This is a genomic window from Sporosarcina sp. ANT_H38, assembly GCF_008369195.1.
GTDB lineage: Bacteria > Bacillota > Bacilli > Bacillales_A > Planococcaceae > Sporosarcina.
In genome coordinates, this window is record NZ_VOBC01000002.1 from 426,301 (window position 1) to 446,415 (window position 20,115).

The 20,115-nt window shown below is 41.0% G+C and carries 16 protein-coding genes; 5 read left to right on the forward strand and 11 right to left on the reverse strand.

The window, feature by feature from the left end; all coding sequences use genetic code 11:
- Positions 1–134: 134 nt before the first annotated feature.
- On the reverse strand, positions 135–1,079 hold the full coding sequence (locus tag FQ087_RS14075; protein ID WP_149581218.1) for an L-threonine 3-dehydrogenase: 945 nt from the start codon (positions 1,077–1,079) through the stop codon (positions 135–137).
- A 195-nt stretch (positions 1,080–1,274) separates the two neighbouring features.
- On the opposite strand from FQ087_RS14075, the gene FQ087_RS14080 reads away from it, so the two are divergent.
- Positions 1,275–1,934, forward strand: coding sequence for a hypothetical protein (locus tag FQ087_RS14080; protein ID WP_149581219.1), 660 nt, complete (start codon positions 1,275–1,277; stop codon positions 1,932–1,934).
- 299 nt (positions 1,935–2,233) lie between these two features.
- On the opposite strand, the gene FQ087_RS14085 is transcribed toward FQ087_RS14080, so the two are convergent.
- The 6 genes from FQ087_RS14085 to FQ087_RS14110 form a co-directional block, all read right to left on the reverse strand.
- Positions 2,234–3,424: a glycine C-acetyltransferase gene (locus FQ087_RS14085; protein WP_149581220.1), complete on the reverse strand. Its 1,191-nt coding sequence runs from the start codon at positions 3,422–3,424 to the stop codon at positions 2,234–2,236.
- A gap of 79 nt (positions 3,425–3,503) precedes the next feature.
- Positions 3,504–4,571, reverse strand: coding sequence for a hypothetical protein (locus FQ087_RS14090; protein WP_149581221.1), 1,068 nt, complete (start codon positions 4,569–4,571; stop codon positions 3,504–3,506).
- Between the two features lie 99 nt (positions 4,572–4,670).
- Positions 4,671–5,303, reverse strand: coding sequence for a YczE/YyaS/YitT family protein (locus FQ087_RS14095; RefSeq protein ID WP_149581222.1), 633 nt, complete (start codon positions 5,301–5,303; stop codon positions 4,671–4,673).
- A 133-nt stretch (positions 5,304–5,436) separates the two neighbouring features.
- Positions 5,437–5,931, reverse strand: coding sequence for a Cys-tRNA(Pro) deacylase (gene ybaK / locus FQ087_RS14100; RefSeq protein WP_149581223.1), 495 nt, complete (start codon positions 5,929–5,931; stop codon positions 5,437–5,439).
- 57 nt (positions 5,932–5,988) lie between these two features.
- Positions 5,989–6,591, reverse strand: coding sequence for a hypothetical protein (locus FQ087_RS14105; RefSeq protein WP_149581224.1), 603 nt, complete (start codon positions 6,589–6,591; stop codon positions 5,989–5,991).
- 100 nt (positions 6,592–6,691) lie between these two features.
- Complete coding sequence (locus FQ087_RS14110) at positions 6,692–8,866, reverse strand: DNA topoisomerase III (protein ID WP_149581225.1); 2,175 nt, start codon at positions 8,864–8,866, stop codon at positions 6,692–6,694.
- Positions 8,867–9,025: 159 nt separating this feature from the next.
- Here FQ087_RS14110 and FQ087_RS14115 point away from each other — a divergent pair, with 159 nt between their 5' ends.
- The gene (locus FQ087_RS14115; protein WP_149581226.1) at positions 9,026–10,096 is read left to right on the forward strand and encodes a PseG/SpsG family protein; all 1,071 of its coding nucleotides are present in this window, start codon (positions 9,026–9,028) and stop codon (positions 10,094–10,096) included.
- A gap of 1,237 nt (positions 10,097–11,333) precedes the next feature.
- Here the strand turns inward: FQ087_RS14115 and FQ087_RS14120 are convergent.
- Entirely contained in the window at positions 11,334–13,016 is a 1,683-nt protein-coding gene (locus FQ087_RS14120; protein WP_188006759.1) for a glycosyltransferase family 2 protein, read from the reverse strand.
- A gap of 430 nt (positions 13,017–13,446) precedes the next feature.
- Here FQ087_RS14120 and FQ087_RS14130 point away from each other — a divergent pair, with 430 nt between their 5' ends.
- Positions 13,447–13,632, forward strand: coding sequence for an SE1832 family protein (locus FQ087_RS14130; RefSeq protein ID WP_149581228.1), 186 nt, complete (start codon positions 13,447–13,449; stop codon positions 13,630–13,632).
- A 211-nt stretch (positions 13,633–13,843) separates the two neighbouring features.
- Here the strand turns inward: FQ087_RS14130 and FQ087_RS14135 are convergent, their stop codons facing one another.
- Together FQ087_RS14135 and FQ087_RS14140 are read right to left on the reverse strand one after the other, a co-directional pair.
- Positions 13,844–14,389, reverse strand: coding sequence for an RNA polymerase sigma factor (locus FQ087_RS14135; protein WP_149581229.1), 546 nt, complete (start codon positions 14,387–14,389; stop codon positions 13,844–13,846).
- Positions 14,390–14,656: 267 nt separating this feature from the next.
- Complete coding sequence (locus tag FQ087_RS14140) at positions 14,657–15,892, reverse strand: hemolysin family protein (RefSeq protein ID WP_149581230.1); 1,236 nt, start codon at positions 15,890–15,892, stop codon at positions 14,657–14,659.
- A gap of 166 nt (positions 15,893–16,058) precedes the next feature.
- Between FQ087_RS14140 and FQ087_RS14145 the strand changes: the two genes are divergently transcribed.
- Positions 16,059–17,456: a dipeptidase gene (locus tag FQ087_RS14145; RefSeq protein WP_149581231.1), complete on the forward strand. Its 1,398-nt coding sequence runs from the start codon at positions 16,059–16,061 to the stop codon at positions 17,454–17,456.
- 913 nt (positions 17,457–18,369) lie between these two features.
- On the opposite strand, the gene FQ087_RS14150 is transcribed toward FQ087_RS14145, so the two are convergent.
- Positions 18,370–18,960, reverse strand: a complete 591-nt coding sequence (locus tag FQ087_RS14150; protein ID WP_149581232.1) for a nitroreductase family protein — start codon at positions 18,958–18,960, stop codon at positions 18,370–18,372.
- A 167-nt stretch (positions 18,961–19,127) separates the two neighbouring features.
- Between FQ087_RS14150 and FQ087_RS14155 the strand changes: the two genes are divergently transcribed.
- A complete protein-coding gene (locus FQ087_RS14155) occupies positions 19,128–19,973 on the forward strand; it encodes a DegV family protein (protein ID WP_149581233.1) in 846 nt (281 codons plus the stop codon).
- Positions 19,974–20,115: the final 142 nt, after the last annotated feature.

Here is a 20,115-nt window from a genome sequence, read left to right on the forward strand (position 1 = left end):
CTTTTTTTGAGGGTTTATTTATGGATTGGTAACGGGATATGATCCCTTCGACGCGCTATTAGACCGGTTCTAGTGGAAAGTGCTCTATTACATTCCAACATAAAACCCGCAGAAACTATTCCACGGGTTTTATGTTACATATTCAATTTAGTTTTTAGTTTCGACAACATGTCTACTGTCATTTTGTCCAAATCATAATTCGCCTTGAAGCCCCATTCATTTACAGCAGCTGTTGGATCAATCGAATCTGGCCAGCTGTCTGCAATCGCCTGGCGGACTGGATCGACGTCGTATGCAATTTCAAAAGTAGGTAGTTGTTTTTTTATAGAAGCTGCAATTTGAGACGGTTCAAAACTCATTGCTGTTACATTAAATGCATTACGATGAATCAACTTCGTGGGATCTGCTTCCATTAAATCAACGATCGCCTGTAAAGCATCAGGCATATACATCATATCCATGCGCGTTCCTTCTGCAATATAGGAAGTGTATTTGCCTTCTTCAAGCGCTTTGTAATAAATATCAACCGCATAATCCGTCGTTCCGCCGCCCGGTTGTGCTACATAGGAGATAAGACCAGGAAAACGAACGCCGCGCGTATCCATTCCGAATTTGTGGAAGTAGTAATCGCACAGCAATTCACCTGCGACTTTATTGACACCGTACATTGTCGTTGGTCTTTGTAATGTATCTTGCGGTGTATCTTTTTTCGGAGTTGACGGACCGAATGCACCGATTGAACTTGGCGTGAAGAATTGCATATCCAGCTCACGCGATACTTCAAGTGCGTTCATAAGGCCACCCATATTCAGATTCCATGCAAACAATGGCTCATCTTCCGCCTTAGCAGATAATAATGCAGCCATATGCATCATCGTATCTGCACCGAAATCCTTTGCAAGTGTATGCATGTTGTTCGCATCCGTTACGTCAAGCACTTCAAATGGACCTTCTGTTGTGGTATCCGCTCGACGTATGTCTGTTGCCAAAACGTTTTCCGTGCCGTATTCTGAACGTAGCTTCGCAATTAATTCTGAACCTATTTGCCCTAAAGCACCTGTTACCATAATTTTCTTCATTTAAATTTATCCTCACTCTCGAACGAATGTATTTTTGGAGAGAACACTAATTTTTAGCAATTATTTTTTTGTTGATTTTACTGTCTTTATACATTATAAAACGTTCTCCTAGAAAAGACAACGCCATTCTATTTCTTAATCAATTAGTACCAGATTTTTCTGTTATACTTAAAGAAAAACTTGAGGTGCATGCTGGTGAAAAATAAGCCTTCCATCTTTTCGAACGTATTTAAATTTGTTCTGCTGATTGCAACTGGGGTCCTTCTTACATTTGTGCTCATTTCGTACGGCGTACCTAAGTTGGTTGTATTCCTTATTGTTCTTGCCCTGTATGTTTCAGTGTCGATTCTTTGGCCGTTTTATATCATTTACAAGGCTAAATCACTTCGTGCAATCGGCCGATACATCTCCAGCAACCACAGAAAACCAATTTTCGGGTATTCCTATGCATTGGCAAATGGCGATATGCGTGATGTTGAAAATGCATTGAAACGGATTATGAATACGTATAAGCAACAAGATATGTCCGATATTTACGGTGCAAACCTCGCTTTATTTCAAAATAACTCCAAAAAACTTTTGGAGCATGCGGATAATATCAGCGGACAGGAATATAAAGATTATTATTTCGGTCATGCCTATGTGATGAACGGAAATTTTGATAAAGCCAGTGGGTTTCTAGCAAAATTACACACCCCTTGGATGATTCATTCATTAAAAGCCTATACGGCCCTTAAACAAGGGAATCAGAGTAAATTTCTACAAGAAGCAGATCAGTCCATTAAAAGCACACTTGGCATGCAACGTTATGTATTGCATCATACGATGAGGCGATTTAAAAATGGCGATTTCTAAATTTCACGCATTAAGAAAAGCCGAAGGCGCCTGGAGTCTGAACACTATTCCTGGTAAAAAACTCATACTTTCTTATCTAAAAAAAAGCCCCATTAAGGGCTTTTTTTGTTTGTATAAGTATGGGCTTTTTTTGTTTGTATAAGTATGTGCTTTTTCTGTTAAGTTACTCTACTTTGGTTAACAGCTGACCGTTTTCTTGTTCACTTGATTTGACTTGAGGTAGGACAATTCTAGCCACCGCTATGACTCCCCAATGTAAATCCCGGACAGCATATTAGCCACCCGGGATTTGTTGTTTATTATGAAATTACATTAAGTTCTTTTCCAACTTTTTCATAGATCACAAGTGCTTCGTCAAGCATTTCCTTGGTATGTGCTGCTGTCGGCATGTTGCGGACGCGGCCTTTTCCTTTAGCGACTGTTGGGAAGACGATCGATTTAGCGTAGACGCCCTCTTCCGCTAGACGTTTCGAAAATTGCTGTGTCAGCTTCTCTTCGCCGATGATGCATGGTGTGATTGGCGTTTCTGAAGCACCGATATTGAAGCCTAATTTCTTAAGACCAGCTTTCAAGTAATTGCCGTTTTCCCAGAGTTTATCATGCAGCTCAGTGGATTCCGTAATTTTGTCCAATGCCCCCATAATCGCCGCGATATCCCCTGCTGGAAGTGCCGTGGAGAATAGGAATGGACGTGAACGAACTTTTAACCAGTCAATCAATTCCTGCGTCCCTGCAACATATCCGCCGACTACGCCGATTGCTTTCGATAACGTACCCATTTGAAGGTCAATCTCTTTTTCAAGTCCGAAATGTTTGACCGTCCCTTTTCCTTTACCAGTAACACCTGAACCGTGCGCGTCATCGACATAAGTGATCAAATCGAATTCCTTCGCGATTTTCACAACATCAGGAAGGTTGGCTATATTACCATCCATTGAAAACACGCCGTCCGTAATATACATTACTTTTTCATAAAGGCCAGATTCCGTTGCTTCTTTCGCTTTTGCACGAAGGTCGTCCATGTCCTGGTGATTAACGCGAATTACTTTCGCACCAGAAAGGCGGCAACCGTCGATGATAGAAGCGTGATTTAATTCATCCGAAAGAATCGCGTCTTTTTTAGTCATGACAGCGGAGATTGCCGCCATATTACAGTTGAAGCCTGATTGGTAAGAAATCGCCGCTTCTGTTCCTTTGAATTCAGCAAGCTTCTTTTCCAACTGAACGTGAATATCGAGAGTACCATTTATTGTACGAACTGCACCTGCACCAACGCCGTATTTTTCAGTTGCGGCAATCGCCAGCTTCTTCAAATCTTCGTCTGTCGCAAGCCCTAGATAATTATTTGATGATAAATTAATTAGGTCTTTTCCTTTAATTTTAATGATTGGGCCGTTTGGTCCTTCAATAGGATCAATTTCATTGTAAAGTCCTTGATCGCGAAGTTCTTTTAAATTTTCTTGTAAAAATGCATTGAGTACTTTTGACAAAATAATCTTCCTTTCAAAACAAATGATACCCCCATATTATCATACGAACGGCCCTTTCGCAGAATAAAGCGTATCTTTTTTAAATCAAATTCAGCACTGCATCCGTTTTCTTATCGAATACAGATTGAATAATAGCTGAATCCATCATGATTTTCATACTGGTTTCAGACTGCGCAAAAGACTGAATATATCCAGCTGCATCAAGCATTTTCTCAGCATATGCTTCCCGGATTGTCAAAATTTCCTCTTCGGCACTTGCATCTTCTTCACATAAGTTCAAGAGGTCAAGTAGTTCGTCCCCAGGGCGTTCCAAATCATAAACATGCGGCTCTGTCGCGTCGAGAATGCACACCGATAGTTCCGGGAAAAGAACGAGATCTACTCCTGAAGGATCCAGTCCGCACCAACCATATTGAACGTCAAATCCACGCTTTTCTGCTTCAGCTCCAAGTGTTTTCATAAGTGTAGATTTCCCCGTTCCCGGAAACGCTTTTATAAGCATCCGCCGGTCTATTCGCTTTGTAATAGAGGACATGAAATCTTTTGCCCCTCCAGATGTCAAGGAACCAATAAGCCTGTGTGAAACATCCGACTCTTTATTCAGCTGGATTGTCCCAAACAGTTCTTCCTTCAATGAATTTATTTTACCCACATGGAGATCCCACATCATTCGTCTGATATTTACTTTTTCCCAATCATCATGGATGCTTTTTGCATCTTCAAGCGCTTGCAATGCCTTTTTTAGCGCAATGCTCGATTCTGTCAACATTTTCACAATCGATACATTCTGTTCGCGCAACTTCGTTTCATCATAGACATCGTAAAAACTGATAACCTTATGTTTGCCACCTATATCTGTTGGTTCAAGTGCAACTGGGTGGGACGCTTGAAGGATCAACACGTTCGGTCCTTTAATATAGATTGCGTCCGTTTTGTCAGGCTGTATAGGATTCATAAACCGATCTATGTCATAGCCCTGTTTGACGTAATGTGCGGCAGCTTCATTCAACACGTGTGAAATTGCGTTTGTAGGAGGACATTTCAGAAATAGCGTTTGCGATGCCGATGCAATCAGTTTGTCATATTTATGGGAGATTCCAGCACCTGTATAGGCTGTCCCCATATATTGGGTTATCGTTCCATTCATACTGATCATCCTTTCTGTACATACGATTAAGGTATGCCCGGACAACAAAAAAAAGCACTGCTCGAAGGCAAATGCTTAGAAAAACTACTAATTTCCGCTTTAAAATAAAGCCTCCTCTTCTTCCTTACCGATAACTTTCAACAAGAATTTGCGGCATTGCGGTAATGTATAATGAGCAATTTGCCCCAAAAATAAAGCGATTAATACTGTTCCAATCCCAATTGGACCGCCGAATAACCAGCCAACAAGTGCGACAATGATTTCCAGAGTAGTCCTAACCTTTTTTACGCTGGCTCCAGTTCTTTTTACAAGAACGAGCATGAGACTATCTCGTGGCCCCGCCCCGATATTCGGTGAAATATAAATTCCAAGACCGTACCCCATAACAATTACACCCGCTGAGAAAATAAGTATTTGCGCACTTATTGAAGTGATATCCGGTAGCAACCAATTGAATAAATCAATAAAGAGTCCAATCAATACCAAATTCAGCCACGTTCCAATCTGCGGCCATTCTTTCAAAACGGCGGCAGTTGAAATGATAATAATTAGCCCCGTAATAATTCCCCACGTACCAATTGTCAATCCGAAGTTTTTGTACAACCCAACGTGGAGTACATCCCACGGGCCTACTCCAAGCTTCTGACCTTTAATTGTCATGGAAATGCCAAGCGATAGGATCATCATCCCTACCAAGAAAAATGTCCATCTCCATAGTAATATCTTTTTCATATAAATCCTTCTTCCTAATGAGAGTCTAAGCAACTAGCAGAAACGAGCCATAACAAAAGACACTCACGCAGCACGCGTAAATGTCTTTTTTCTAATCTATTCATTGTAACATGTCTTCTGTCCCTGATACCGACTAGCAACTTTTCACAATAGTTATAAAAGACGCTTCAGTAATCTTGGCCAGCTCTCCCGGGACCAACTTCATCTGTAATCCTGGTTTGCCCGCACTGACGATCATCAAATCGAGATTTTCTGCCGACTTGTCAATGAACGTCGGATATTTCTTTTTCATACCGACAGCTGAACAACCACCGCGTACATAGCCTGTTTCTTTCGTCAACTCTTTCAACGGTAGCATATCAAGCTTTTTCACTCCGGCAGCTCTTGCCGCTTTTTTCAAATCAAGTTCAGCAGCTACCGGCACTAAAAAGATGACTAGCTCACGCGGTCCGGCAATCGTGACAAGTGTTTTATAAACAGTGTCCACGGCTTGCCCCGTTTTTTCCGCGACCGAAATCCCATCTAGCAGTCCGTCTTTAACTTCGTATTCCATCAGTTCATAGAATATCTTTTCCCCATCTAAAATTCGTAATGCATTCGTTTTCACTATCTTATTCTGTTTCGCCATTCATTTATCTTCGCCTTCCTAAAACGAAAAGGCCGCCATTAAACAGGCGACCTTACGTCATGCAGTTTTATAAAAGCTCGGTCGATCGATTTCGAACCCTTTCTGTTTCAATTGAATTTGGAAAGTGTATGAAGAAATCGCCTGTTCGTACCGTCTTTGCATAATGAGTACTTCCCGTTCAAGGCCCGAGGGAAGTTCCATGAATGCCACTTTTGTAGTACCGGCTTGTTCACGTGTAGATGCCGTTTCAATGTCGGATTGCGCTAGTTTTTGTAAAGCGATTTGGGTTTCTGTTTGTCTTATTTTTGCTGACGCTGTAGCTGCAAGGTTGTAATCCGCTGTCGTTGGTTCCGGTTCCGAAATTGCTTCAGCACGCACATTTCTCCAACTATCAATCGTTTCTTCAAGTGTCTTTCCTATCGGCAACGTAATCTGCTTCATTTGTCCCGCGCTAAGTTGCTGGGATTCATGTCGCACCGACTGGACCATTTCAGGTTCTTTCTTTCCTATTAATAAAGACTCTAGAGCTTCAACCGTTTTCTGATTCTGCCCATTATATTTCACATGACGATCGTAAGCACTTTCAGCATTCCTACGCCTAATTGCGTCATATCGTTGTATATGATCATTTGCTGCAGCATGAGTCAAAATCGCATTCATATTACTTCACCTCCCCATGTACGTATTTGCATAAATCAATTAATTGAAGTATAACCCTTTTTATCGGAAAAATAAAGCTGAAGAATGTGCTAAATTAGAATCACTTATCGAATAGCTTCTTTAGTGCATCTGCCATCGCAGTATTTTCCAGCTCTTCTGGCGCTCCTTGTTTCTTCATGTACTTCTGCACATCACGTTTATCCGCTTTTTTACCACCTGAGTTCTCTCGGCGCTTCTCAAATGACGACAACTTCTCACGGTGACCACATTTACAAACGAAAATTCGTCCGTCGCCTTCCCCGCGCATCTCCAATTTCTTTTTACAAACTGGACATCTGGCATTTGTCAGCATTGAGACGTTTTTGCGGTGACCACACTCACGGTCCTGACAAACTAGCATCTTGCCGCGCTTGCCGTTCACTTCTAGCAGAAGTTTACCGCAATCCGGGCACGCTTTCCCTGTGACATTATCATGTTTATATTTTTTTTCATCTGTTTTTATCTCAGTAACGGTTTGCTTCGAAAAACCAATCATGTCCTTCATGAATTCTTCTTTTTTCATCTGACCATTCGCGATTTTCGTCAAGCCTTGTTCCCATTCAGCAGTCAGTGCCGGTGACTTCAAATCTTCCGGTACGAGTTCCAGCAGTTGGCGACCTTTAGACGTCGTATAAATGTCGTTCCCTTTTTTCTCCATAACGAATGAATTGAAAAGGCGCTCGATGACATCCGCACGCGTCGCAACGGTTCCCAGTCCACCTGTTTCTCCGATTGTCTTAATAAGTTCTTTCGATTCACCCTGCATGAACTGCGAAGGATTTTCCATCGCCGCAAGCAATGTTCCTTCATTAAAACGAGCAGGTGGTTTCGTTTGACCGTTCGTCATCACGATAGCCTGGATCTTCACTTCTTCGCCTTTTGTAAATGAAGGAAGTGTATCCGTGTCCACTTCTTCTTCCTCTGTTGAATATACCTTTTTCCATCCTTCATCTGTAACAGTACGCCCTTTTGCTTTGAATGTTTCTCCCCCAACTGCGAGTTCCGCAATCACCTGGTCATAGCGGAACGGACCGAAGAAGACAGCTAGGAAACGTTTAACGATTAAATCATATAAACGTTGCTCTTTATCAGACAAGTTTTGAAGAATTGGCGTTTCCTCAGTAGGAATGATGGCATGGTGGTCCGAAACACGCTTATCATCGATGACGCCCTTCTGCGGTTTAATGGCTCCCGCACGCAGAAGTGTGTTGGTTGCTTTACGGTATGGACCTATGTCTACAGCTTTAATGCGCTCTTTCAACGTGCTTTCCATGTCCGATGTTAGATGCTTCGAATCGGTACGCGGATACGTCACCGCTTTATGGCGTTCATATAAATTTTGCAACGTCGACAGCGTTTCTTTTGCTGACCACGACCAGCGACGATGTGCTTCTTTCTGCAACTCGGTCAAATCGAATAAGTGCGGTGCCGGCTGTGACTTCGCTGTCGTTTTTACGTCTATCACTTTACCAGCATGAACCCCGTCGATTTTCCCAATTAGCTTCTCAACTGTTTCTTTATCGAACGACTGTGTTTGACCTGCTTTATCATGCCATGTGAATTTCGCTTTTTCAGTCAATGCTTGCATACCATAGAATGATTTCGGTTTGAAGTCGCGAATCTGATTCTCGCGTGCCGCAATCATCGCAAGGGTCGGTGTCTGAACGCGCCCCGTTGAAAGTTGAGCATTGTATTTCACTGTCAAAGCACGCGTTGCGTTAATACCTACGACCCAATCCGCTTCCGCACGGGCTACTGCCGCCTGATACAAGTTTTCATATGCTCGACCGTCTTTCAAATTGTTGAAGCCGTCTTTAATCGCTTTGTCGGTGACCGAGGAAATCCACAACCGTTTGACAGGCTTACGAACTTTCGCCTGTTCTAGAATCCAGCGTGCAACAAGTTCCCCCTCACGCCCCGCATCTGTTGCGATAATGATTTCTTTTACATCGTTGCGCAGAAGCTGGGCTTTAACTGCATTAAATTGCTTCATCGTTTGACGAATTGGCACAAGTTTGAATGGCGCTGGAATAATAGGCAGATGCTCTAGCTTCCACTCCTTGAATTCATTGCCATAGCCTTCAGGATCTGCATGTGTTACGAGATGACCAAGCGCCCACGTAACGATATAATTTGTTCCTTCAAGAAATCCATTACCTTTTTTATTACAACCGAGTACTCGCGCAATATCGCGTGCCACGGACGGTTTTTCAGCTAATACTAGTGATTTGGACATAAGTAAATCCCCTTTCTACATACAACGATTATACGTGAGAACGTGTTTGGATGCATGTCGTGCGAATGAACCCCGCCTGTAATGCAGGAGAAGTATACATATCTTACTAGTTCTTTACATAAGGTTATAGAGGTGAATTAAACAAGCTAGCATGAAAGGGTGATTCCAATAGAAGGACAACAAAAGAAAACAGTCGCTATCCATATTTCCAGGTCGGACGGAAAAGGGACATACCCCGCACGTAGAGCAGCCATGATTGCCAATACCCTGGCTGACGACATAGATATCGTTTACTTATGCGGAGTAGATTCACCACCAGCGCCTGAAGGATTTAAAACAGTGCTGACCCCAAACAATACAACGTTTTTGCAGGCACTGATGTCTATCAAACCTGACCTTCTCCTCCGTGACACAGGCTCCACTATTCACGAAGAAGTTGAGAAGATAACCGAACTCGTCCCCTCCATCATCCATTTCGATGATTTCGGCGATGGCGGTAAATGTGCTGACCTTGTATTCCAGACATTGTATGTCGAATCAAATGACATAGCACCGGATCATTACGTACTTGGGAGAGACAGTTTCATTGCTGACGAAAAGATGGCTTCAGTTAAACACATCGGACTTCGCAAAGCGCAGTTAGGTCCTCTCCCCCATCTAGTCATTTCATTCGGTGAACAGGATGAAGGAAACTTGACGTATCGGGCGTTGCGGCATATCATGCAACTTCAGATTCCACTCAAAGTAACCGTCCTCATCGGTGAAAATTATTCCCATGATACGAGCACAATTCGAATGATGGCACTCGAAAGGCGGAACACAAAAGTGTTGGTGCCTCCGTATAATTACGCGGAAATATATGCAGCAGCAGACATCGTTTTATGTGCGTCCGGCTATATGCCCTATGAAGTAGCTGTGATGGGTATCCCTTGTGTCGTACTCGCCCAGAATGATTTCGAAGTGGGCCTTGCGTTCCCGAAAGAACAGCATGGTTTTATTCATCTCGGCCTCGGCCGAAAAGTAAAACAATCGAGTTTGCTAAACGCTATCATGGAACCCCTCTTGCACGAACCGCTCCGTAAAAAAGCGATTGCCCGACAAACCGCTCTCGGCCTCGGTGATGGCAAAGACGCTGTATGTGAAGCAATACGCTATTACCTTGATTATCCGAAGCGCACTACTAGTGGCAGCACAGGAAAAGAAAAAACTACTATCAAGTCTGTTTATTAACCATTTATTTGCATGAAATTCATAACAGGATTATTTAACGAGTAAAACGAACAGTGTTGATTTCCTCTTCAGGTGGACGCTTTCCGCGGGCACGGCTTCAGCCTCCTCGTCGCTTCACTCCTGTGGGGTCTTCAGCACGCGCTGTTCCCGCAGGAGACGCCACCTTGCGCTACAATCAACGAGAGTAGCCCGAAATGTTGATGGACAATGAATAGATAGATGAATTATATCGTTCGTATTTACACAAAAATTAGTAATTGTGAAATTTATTCATTTGCATGAAATTCTGGTGAGAAGGGCTTAATATCCTCCATTTTCACTGGACCATTTCCGGCTCGCTCTCGGGGAAATAGTTATGACAGGTTTAAGGTGGAATTGCAATTCATGCCTCCCTCGAGAGGCATGTGTTGCAATTCGTTGCCTGGCGTGTTCCTACGATGTTCAAGTGAAAAACGCAATTGTTTCGGAAGAAAAGAATAGATGACTTTCTATAGAAATTGTAAGTGCCCGAAGTTACAATTTCGGGCACTCTAGTACTTTGTAAAATGTGTTCCTTGCTAACTTTTAGCAAAGATTATGCATCTATTCATCTGTTTCCTCTCTCCTTTTCGAGTTTTGTACCCAGAATGAGTACTCCATTTCGCGAACTATAATAACTCGCCATGAATCGAACGCAAAAAAGGCCTCTGGTCCGATTTTTAATCACAGCAAAAAAGAACTGTGTCTCAATCGGTCCAAAGACCTCCATTGGTCGCCACCGCAAGATCCCGGGTGGTTTCTGCATTAAACGTTAAAGTTGATATGCTGTTAGTTCATCAATTCCTTTTATATTTCCCTAATAATTATTGATCAATTTAAAAATACAGTTGACCCTGTCTTTGTTACCTTTTAACTTTTGGTGCAGGCCCTGCAAGGCAGAAAAAAATAAGACTGTTACGCTGTCACACTGCAAGGAAAACCATTCCCCTTGATCCCAATATAAAACAACCAGCCCCTCAATTGATGGAACCCCAAAGCTGCTCTTTCATTCAAGAAAAATTCACAAGTTGAAAGAGAATGCCCATTTACACGCAGTTATTTTCCCGCAAAAATAACTGCGTGTAAATGGTTTCTTACGGGGGTTTTTTCATAAAAAAAGCATAAAGAAATTGATAATCCTGTATTAACCTCGGGAATTTTGAATGAACTTGACTTTGTAATTAAGAATCTATATGAAAGCGGTACCCTTGCTGTTTCTTTATTTGCTTTCTAAGAGTGCTTCAAAAGCATTAGTAAGTGCGTACAATCGAAGTTTTTTTATTTCAGTTATTTGTTTCAATATTTCTAATTCCGTAGAAGTGTTGCAGTCATAGAGGTTTGATATTGGCTTACTATCTCTCAAATTCTCTATCATTTTAATAAGCATGGTTTGGAATGTTTGTTTAAATTCTCGGTATTCAAATGGATGTTTTTCGCATAGTTCATTGTATTGAGAGACCACATAATGCATTTGAGTGAAACTTAGACCTGGTTTATGTTCCAAGGCTAAAGCCAGAACATCAATTTCAGGGAACTTTTTCATGAATTGATGTAAATTACCCATTGCTTCCGGAAAATTATTTGAAGATATTGGGTGTTCCTGATGATAGCAAAATGTTGAAGGATCTAATAAAAAACGGGCGCCATTTTTGTACAAGCGATATCCAAGCTCCCAATCTTCTGCCCCATACCCTCGAAATGATTCATCAAAGTATCCTACCTTATCCAGCAGTTCTCTATTGACTGATACGTCCCCTGTTAAAAACGCAAGATAGGGAAGCGTATAATTACTTAGATCTACTCCAAAATCGTTTAATCCATTGTTAAGCTCCCTGGTGAAATACCAATTCGGGAATGATAGATTTTGAAAGGAATTATTATCTATATCCTTCTTAGTAATGAGTGGGAATAACTGATTAGAGTTTTGGTGATTTTGTTTATATTCATTATATGGGAATGTAAAATATGGATCACGGGTAACAAAATCATCTATGTGTTCCCATTGTTTACTATTGAAATCGGAAGTCAAAAAGGTATAAATACCTCTATAGTGCATCGAACCACTCACGACTATATTCTTATCATTAATGTGATGTTTATAATGATTTTCAATAAAATTAGGCTCAGTGAGCATTTCCGCATCTAGAAAGATTATCACTTCTCCTTCCGCAAGCTGGATGCCTAAGTTACGTGCGCGTGACCGACCTAAGTTTTTTCTTGGACGCACATATTTAAACTTAAAGGGTGGATCGAATTCTTTAGGAATATCAGCAGTATTGTCAACGGAACAATCGTCAACTAAGATAACTTCAAAACTAGAAAAATCAAATGTTTGTCCCAAGAGGCAATAGAGCGATAAAGAAACATATTCGTACTTATTGAATGAAGGCATAATAATACTTACTTTTATATCCTTTTCATCTTTATTTTTTACAATTAATTCATACTCCTCCTCCTCCTTTTCATCTTTATTTTTTGCAATTAATTCATACTCCTCCTCCTTTTCATCTTTATTTTTTACACTTAATTCATTATCCTTCTCCTTTTCATCTTCATTTTTCACAATTAATTCATTATCCTTCTTCTTTTTGTCTTTATTTTTTACAATTAGTTCATTATCCTTCTTCTTTTTATCTTTATTTTTTGCAATTAGTTCATTATCCTTCTTCTTTTCATCTTTATTTTTTACAAGTAGTTCACTATCCTTCTCCTTTTTGTCTTTTTTTTTCACAATTAATGCATAATCCCTCTCCTTTTTATCTTTTTTATTCACAATTAATATATAATTCCCCCCCTTTTCTTCTTTGTTTTTCACAATTAATTTATAATTTTCCCCCTTTTTTTCTTTTACATTACTTAGTTTTTCATTAACGCTCAATAGTTTAATTTTTTTGTGTTTCAAAATAATCCTCCTCTTATATAATTAATATCTTTATATAGAGTATGAAAAATATATTTTATTGAATGGACATATGTATTGAGGCATTGTAAATTTATTTTAAAACATGGAGGGGCAATAGGCTTCTGCTTGCGTGTAGGAATTTGTTTTCAATAGATGTAAAGCGTGTGCTACTTGCTTTCAAGTGAATTTCTTCGACCTACCTTCATGGAAATCGGGATTCTGCTTCGCCATTGTTTTACACTCTGTTAATCGTTCAACTTTCATATCTCTCAAACTTCGCAATGGCTGATAACATTCTTACAATTAATCTGTCCATTGATGTATCTGCTATATGGCCTGGTGGTGATCAAGTTATTTACTGGTTACTTTGGTTAATCAACAGCCGTGGTCCAATATGCTATACTGAGGTAAAAGCTGAGGTGTTTTTCGGATGAACAAACGTCAAGTAGAAACAGCAATCACTGAACTCAAAATGGACTATATCAATTTGCAAGGCGATATCGAGAAGCTCGAATCGACCGGTAATAACAGCTTCGTCAAAAAAGCAGAACTACGTCTCGCAAAATTGGAAGATGATCTGGCAGAACTAAATAAGCAACTCGTAGAATTTGAATGATAAAAGCGTATGTGCCTAGGCGCTAGAGTCTAGACATGAACAAAAAGGCTAACCCTTGCAAAGGTTAGCCTTTTTGTTTTCGTAAAACCTCGATTCATTCGGCATCGGTTGGACAACCGATCATATACATCCAACCCGTCTATATCAATTCAAAAAGATCCCCACACTAATTTTCCCCATACAAAAAGCACAGCCTTCATTGGCTGCGCTCTTATGCCGTGACGTATTCGTTCACAGCAGTATCTGCAATCATCAGCTCTTTTAAATACTTCTTCGCACGGAACAATCTCGATTTTACCGTACCGATTGATACTTTCATCACTTCTGCAATTTCAATCAATGAATATTGATGGACATAGAAATATTCAATCGTTTTTCTATAAATCGTATCAAGTTCACCAATTTTCTGTTGGACAATTGTTTTAATATCATTTTGTTCCAGAAGTTCTGCCGGTGTCAAACTGTCACTTTGGACCAAATCTAGAATTGGCACATCGAGCGTTTCCGGTTGATTCATTACATGCTTGCTTCTTCTGACATCTTTGCGGTACTGATCTCGGAATGTGTTCATACAGATTGTCGTAAGCCAAGCTTTCATATGGTCCACGCTATCCATCCGATTACTGTAACGGACGACTTTTACCCAAACATCCTGCATAAGATCTTCTGCTTCTTCTTTGTTACGTGTTAATTTAAGACATAAATGATATATGTATCGACCGTATTCTTCGTACAGCCCATTTAGATTATTGTTCATAAGCTAACACTCCCGTCTTCTATCTGTTGTTCTTATTATCGGCAATACAGATCTTTCAAACCATCGTATTCTCTTTCAGTACTCTTACAAACGTGTAAGGAGGAAAAGAGGAAGTCGCCTACTCTGCCTAAAACCGCTGCGCCAAGTGGCAACTAGAAGGAAGAAGTGCATTCCCTCCCCCTCTTCGTGTTAACCTCCGAGAGTCTGGACTGAGTACAAAAAATGCCCCCGTAACCTTTTACTCGGTTACGAGGGCATGCATGTTATTTAGTCTTCATCTTTACGAATTGTTATAGTCATGCGGATAATCCGATTACGTTCCATTTCCTCGATTTCAAAACGCAGATGATCGTAAGTAAACCGTTCGCCTTCTTCGGGAACATGTCCGAGTTCTTGTAGAACAAATCCCCCGAGTGTCTCATGATCCATCGGCAATTCAATATCGAGCAAATCCATCGCGTCCACGATTTCGAGTCTGCCATGACAGACTAACGTAGTTTCCGTCTTTTCATATACAAGTACTTCTTCATCATCATCGGTCTCATCTTCAATGTCCTGGCCAATCATTTCCTCGATAATATCTTCATGCGTTATCATGCCCAGCGTTCCACCGTATTCATCCAGAACGATTGCCATATGTTTCTTTTTCGAAAGCATCATTTTGAACACTTTTTCAACGCTTGCGGACTGCACCACAAAAATTGTATCTCGATCAATTAATTCAGCAAGTGTCTGCTCAGTATTCATAGACCACCCAATAAGCATTTTCGAATAAAACACACCTACAATATTATCCATACTATCTTCGTAGACGGGATAACGCGTGTAAGAATGCTCCAAAATCATGTTGCGGACTTCTTCATACGTCGACTCAATCGGTAATCCCACTATATCCATCCGGTGCGTTTCGAGGACATCGGACACGTCTTTTTCTGCAAAATCGAGTACTTCCTTCAAACGATTCGATTCTTCAATTTCGAACGTTCCTTGTATAGAAGCGATATCCATCAGAGATCGGAGGTCGTCCTTTGTAAGCGTAGCTTTCTTCACCGTACCTTTCGAGATGATGCGTATGAAAATATTTGTGAACGCACCGAGCAATGCAGTTAACGGTGTCAAAAGTTTAACGAGCAGCATAATCGATGGCCCAACCATATAGGCGACCCGGTCAGCAAATGTCGCCGCAATTGTTTTCGGCAATACTTCACCGAAAACAATAATAATAACCGTTAGGACTCCTGTCCACAGGCCGACGCTAAGACCTTTATCGATTGCAATCATCGTAACGATGGTCGGCATCATAATGTTCGCGATATTATTTCCAATCAGAATTGCTGTAATCATACGGTCCGGTTTCGAAATCAGTTTTTGCAGCTTTATAGCCTGCTTGTCTCCCTGCTCTACTTGAAACTGGACCTTCATCCTATTTACTGCTGTTAATGCCGTTTCGCTTCCTGACAAGTAAAATGACAGGAATAAAAATAATCCAAGTGCAATAAACAAAAGTGATTCCTCCCGAAAATGATATCATATTTATATATTCGTCCTATTAATAACTTTCAAATAGCATACCATATTATTCATAATTACGTTCGTCTTTCTCACTCAATATATTTCCATCTGCTATACTTAATTCTATTCACGAAATTATTCGAAATGAGGGATTGTGTTGAATCATTTAGAGACGCTTGACGGGTATTTCAAAGAAAAGCGGGATGAACATCTCGATCAATTAAAAGACTTCCTCCGCATTCCAAGCATCAGTGCTTTATCAGAACATAAAAACGATATGCAAAAGGCTGCAGAGTGGCTACTTACTTCATTCAAAACAGCAGGACTTGAAAACCTTTCAATCGATGAAACAGATGGACACCCGGTTGTCTACGCAGATTGGCTCCATGCCGAAGGTAAACCAACAATTCTTATGTACGGTCATTATGACGTTCAACCGGTTGATCCATTAAATTTATGGGAAACGGGGCCATTCGAACCTGAAGTACGAGCTAACAAATTGTATGCGCGCGGTGCCAGTGATGATAAAGGACAAGTATTCATGCATATCAAAGCCGTTGAAGCTCTTATGCAGAAGACGGGCGGTTTGCCGATCAATGTGAAATTCATTATCGAAGGTGAAGAAGAGATTGGCAGTCCAAACCTAGAAAAGTATATCGTGGCGAATAAAGACAAACTTGCAGCCGACATCATCGTCATTTCCGATACAGGCATGCAGGGACCCGGACAACCGGCAGTTTGTTACGGACTTCGTGGTTTGTGCGGCGTTCAAATTGACGTTCAAGGAGCGAAAAGCGACCTACACTCCGGCTTATATGGCGGAGGAGTTCAGAACCCTATACATGCACTTGCAGAGGTCCTTGCATCGTTCCGAGATCAAGAAGGAACGATTGCCATTGAAGGATTTTACGACAATGTCCGTCCTTTATTAGATGAAGAGCGCGAAGCCTACCAAGCGCTTGGATTCAACGAAGGGGAATTAAAAGAAGAAATCGGTGTGACGGAATTGTTCGGCGAAAAGGGATATTCGTATCTTGAACGTACATGGACTCGCCCAACACTCGAAGTTAACGGCATAGTTGGCGGTTTTTCAGGCGAAGGCATTAAAACAGTATTGCCAGCTGAAGCGAGCGCAAAAATCACATGCCGGTTAGTTCCAGATCAGGCTCCGGATGAAATCGTTGAAAAGTTGAAAGCGCATATCGAGAAGCATAAACCCGTAGGTATAACTGTGAAAGTAACGGAATTCGATAAAGGGAAACCGTTCATCACGCCATTCGATCATCCTGCAATTCAAGCTGCAGGCCGGTCGTATCAAAAAGTATATAATGTTCCAACAGCCTATACACGCGGCGGCGGATCAATTCCTATCGTTGCGGCATTCGATGAAATCTTAGAACTACCTGTCGTTTTGATGGGCTTCGGACTTGCGTCGGAAAACTTCCACGCACCTAACGAACACTTCCATTTAGAAAACTTTGACCAAGGATTGCGTGTTATTGGGGATTATTATTATGAGATTGCCAGCTTTGAAAAAGATGAATTGAAAAAGTGATAGTTTTGCCGGATTCTCAATGTGAGGATCCGGTTTTTATGATTTCATCTCCCGCTAAGCAACGCTCGAGCTACTTAGTACCATTTTCTCGTCTATTGATTAACCATATATTTGTATAAAATACTGGTGAGAAGGGGTTGATAACTTTTATTTTCACTAGACTATTTTCGGAACACTTTCGGCTAGCTATTCATGACAGATTTACTGAGGGGTCATAGTGTGGCAAGAAGTGACTCCGTCACTTCTTGCCACACTTTTTAGGGAGGAATTGTAGTTCATTCCTCCTTAGTAATCTTGTTGTAAATAGTTGCATGTAGCGTACCTACAATGTTCAAGTGGAAAATGTAGTTGCTTTGGAAGAAAAGAATAGATGACATTCTATGGAGAGTGTAAGTGCCCGAAGATACAATTTCGGGCACTCTAGTACTTAGTACATTGTTTTCCTTGCTTACTTTTAGCAAAAATTATGTGTGACCTATTAGAAAGTGACAATTCTTAAAAATAGATAAGAAAAAACCATAGAGAAGGCATCAGCCGCCAAAATTAAATCTTTGGCGGCTTTTCTCTATTTAAGAAGCAAGCTATTCTTTCATCCCAATAAGCTTCAGCACTCTGTGCACTTATGCTTTTGGATCGCGACGGATGAAGGACAACCATACGATTACAGAAAAAATGTGTAGGGATGCGAAAAAGCCGCATCCCTACACATCCAGACATCTCGGTAATCGTACTAGAAGTCATTCAATCCAAAGCAATCAAAAAGCAACTATACACGTAGCACCCAATAGATTATCAAATTATTCACTGTTTACTTTAGATAATCAACAGACGTGTTCTATTTTTGATGCAGAACCGTAAAAAAGCCCGAATCGCATTATAGAATGCAATCCGAGCAAAAATTACTCCAATACCATTATGCTTCTTCTTCGATTTCCCGTCCGTAATACGTGACAATCTCGTCAAGCGGTTTACGTGGGCGGGCCTTTGGTATTTCATCAAAATAACCGAACTGAAGCATACTGATAATCCGCTCGCCCTGTTTAACACCAAGTTCTTCTCTGAACTTCGGGTTATCGAGGAAGCCAGGTGTTTTCCAGCATGTTCCGATTCCTTTATCCCACGCGAGAAGCTGAGTGTTCTGGACGAACATGCTCGCCGCTGCATAATCTTCTAGACGTTCTTTTTGGCGCACATCTTCAGGAACAATAACAAATGCAACTGCACCCGGTCCTGTAAATTTCTTCATTTGTTTCTCAAGATCTTCTTCCGAAAGTTCTTTCCACTTCGGAACGCCATATTCACGCAAAACCGCGAGGAATTTCACATATTCCTTATCAGCAGCTACAACAAATCGCCACGGATTACGATTGCCATGGTTTGGCGCCCATGCTGCATCTTCAAGCATTTCAGCAATATTTTCCGGATCAACCGGCTGACCGTTAAAGTTCTTTATTGAACGACGAGAAATAATTGCGTCTCTGACAGATAAAGCTTGCTCATTCATTACTCATATCCCCTTTACACATACTCATGCCATTATACCTTATCTGTCCATTTTTAGCGAAGTCACCTGAAGACAGAAAAATATAATGTTTTCAAAATACAAGATTATTACTTTTCGTGGTATAGTAATAACAGAGTATATTATAATAAAAAAGGATGATTTTATTCATGACGAAAAAGCCTATTGCATGGATTGTGGACAGTACAGCCTACATTCCAGAAGAACTTAGCAACCACCCAGACTTCTTTTCAGTACCTTTAAATATACATTTCGGTGAAAAACAATTTATTGATGGTGTGGACTTAAATCTACAACAACTTTACGAGAAAATAAAAAACACAAAAGACTTCCCTAAATCTTCACAACCTTCGGCCGGCGTATTTGCTGAACGTTACAAGCTAATCGCTGAACAGTATGAACAAGCAATAGCTGTTCACGTGTCTTCTAAAATGAGTGGAACGCTTGCTTCTTCTATAGCTGGCGCTGAAATTGCGGGGTTCCCTGTTACTTTCATAGATTCACTTTCCCTATCCTATGGAGTCACAGGATTAATCGAAAAAGGCATGAAAATGCATGACGAAGGTGCATCTGTTCCAGAAATTGAAGCCCAGCTTAAGAAAACGGCTGGTACGATGCATAACTATATCCTTATGGGACAACTTGAACAATTGTACAAAGGCGGCAGAATGAGCGCTGCACAATTTTATATTGGAAGCTTGTTGAAAGTAAAACCAATTGTCCACATTACGCCTGAAGGTGAATTGCAACCAATAGACAAAGTGCGTTCTGAGAAAAAAGCACTTCAATACCTGGTCGATAAAGTAGTCGCGGGCCACCATCCCAGCCGAAAGAAAATTCATGTAATGCAAGGCAATGTCTTGGAACAAGCAGAGCATTTGAAAACCCTTATCACGAAACAAATACCCGATCTCGAAGTGGAAATTGGAGATATTAGCTCCGTTCTCGCGGTTCACGCCGGCGAAGGAACACTCGCTGTTTTATGGTTTGACTGAAGGAACAAAAGTCCAATCGCGTGTGCCTAGGAGCTAGATGTTGGAGTCTAGACGTAAAATCTCTAAGTTACAACTTTTCCAAAGTAGGAGACTTTATAATTCCCTAGAAAGTTAGAAAAGCAGTCCGTCTTTAGTTGACGGG

Bases quoted from the DNA above. Each gene is read 5' to 3' on its own strand.
- FQ087_RS14075 (WP_149581218.1), bottom strand. From the start codon at position 1,079: ATGAAGAAAATTATGGTAACAGGTGCTTTAGGGCAAATAGGTTCAGAA.
- FQ087_RS14090 (WP_149581221.1), bottom strand. From the start codon at position 4,571: ATGAATGGAACGATAACCCAATATATGGGGACAGCCTATACAGGTGCT.
- FQ087_RS14095 (WP_149581222.1), bottom strand. From the start codon at position 5,303: ATGAAAAAGATATTACTATGGAGATGGACATTTTTCTTGGTAGGGATG.
- ybaK (WP_149581223.1), bottom strand. From the start codon at position 5,931: ATGGCGAAACAGAATAAGATAGTGAAAACGAATGCATTACGAATTTTA.
- FQ087_RS14105 (WP_149581224.1), bottom strand. From the start codon at position 6,591: ATGAATGCGATTTTGACTCATGCTGCAGCAAATGATCATATACAACGA.
- FQ087_RS14110 (WP_149581225.1), bottom strand. From the start codon at position 8,866: ATGTCCAAATCACTAGTATTAGCTGAAAAACCGTCCGTGGCACGCGAT.
- FQ087_RS14130 (WP_149581228.1), top strand. From the start codon at position 13,447: ATGAACAAACGTCAAGTAGAAACAGCAATCACTGAACTCAAAATGGAC.
- FQ087_RS14135 (WP_149581229.1), bottom strand. From the start codon at position 14,389: ATGAACAATAATCTAAATGGGCTGTACGAAGAATACGGTCGATACATA.
- FQ087_RS14150 (WP_149581232.1), bottom strand. From the start codon at position 18,960: ATGAATGAGCAAGCTTTATCTGTCAGAGACGCAATTATTTCTCGTCGT.
- FQ087_RS14155 (WP_149581233.1), top strand. From the start codon at position 19,128: ATGACGAAAAAGCCTATTGCATGGATTGTGGACAGTACAGCCTACATT.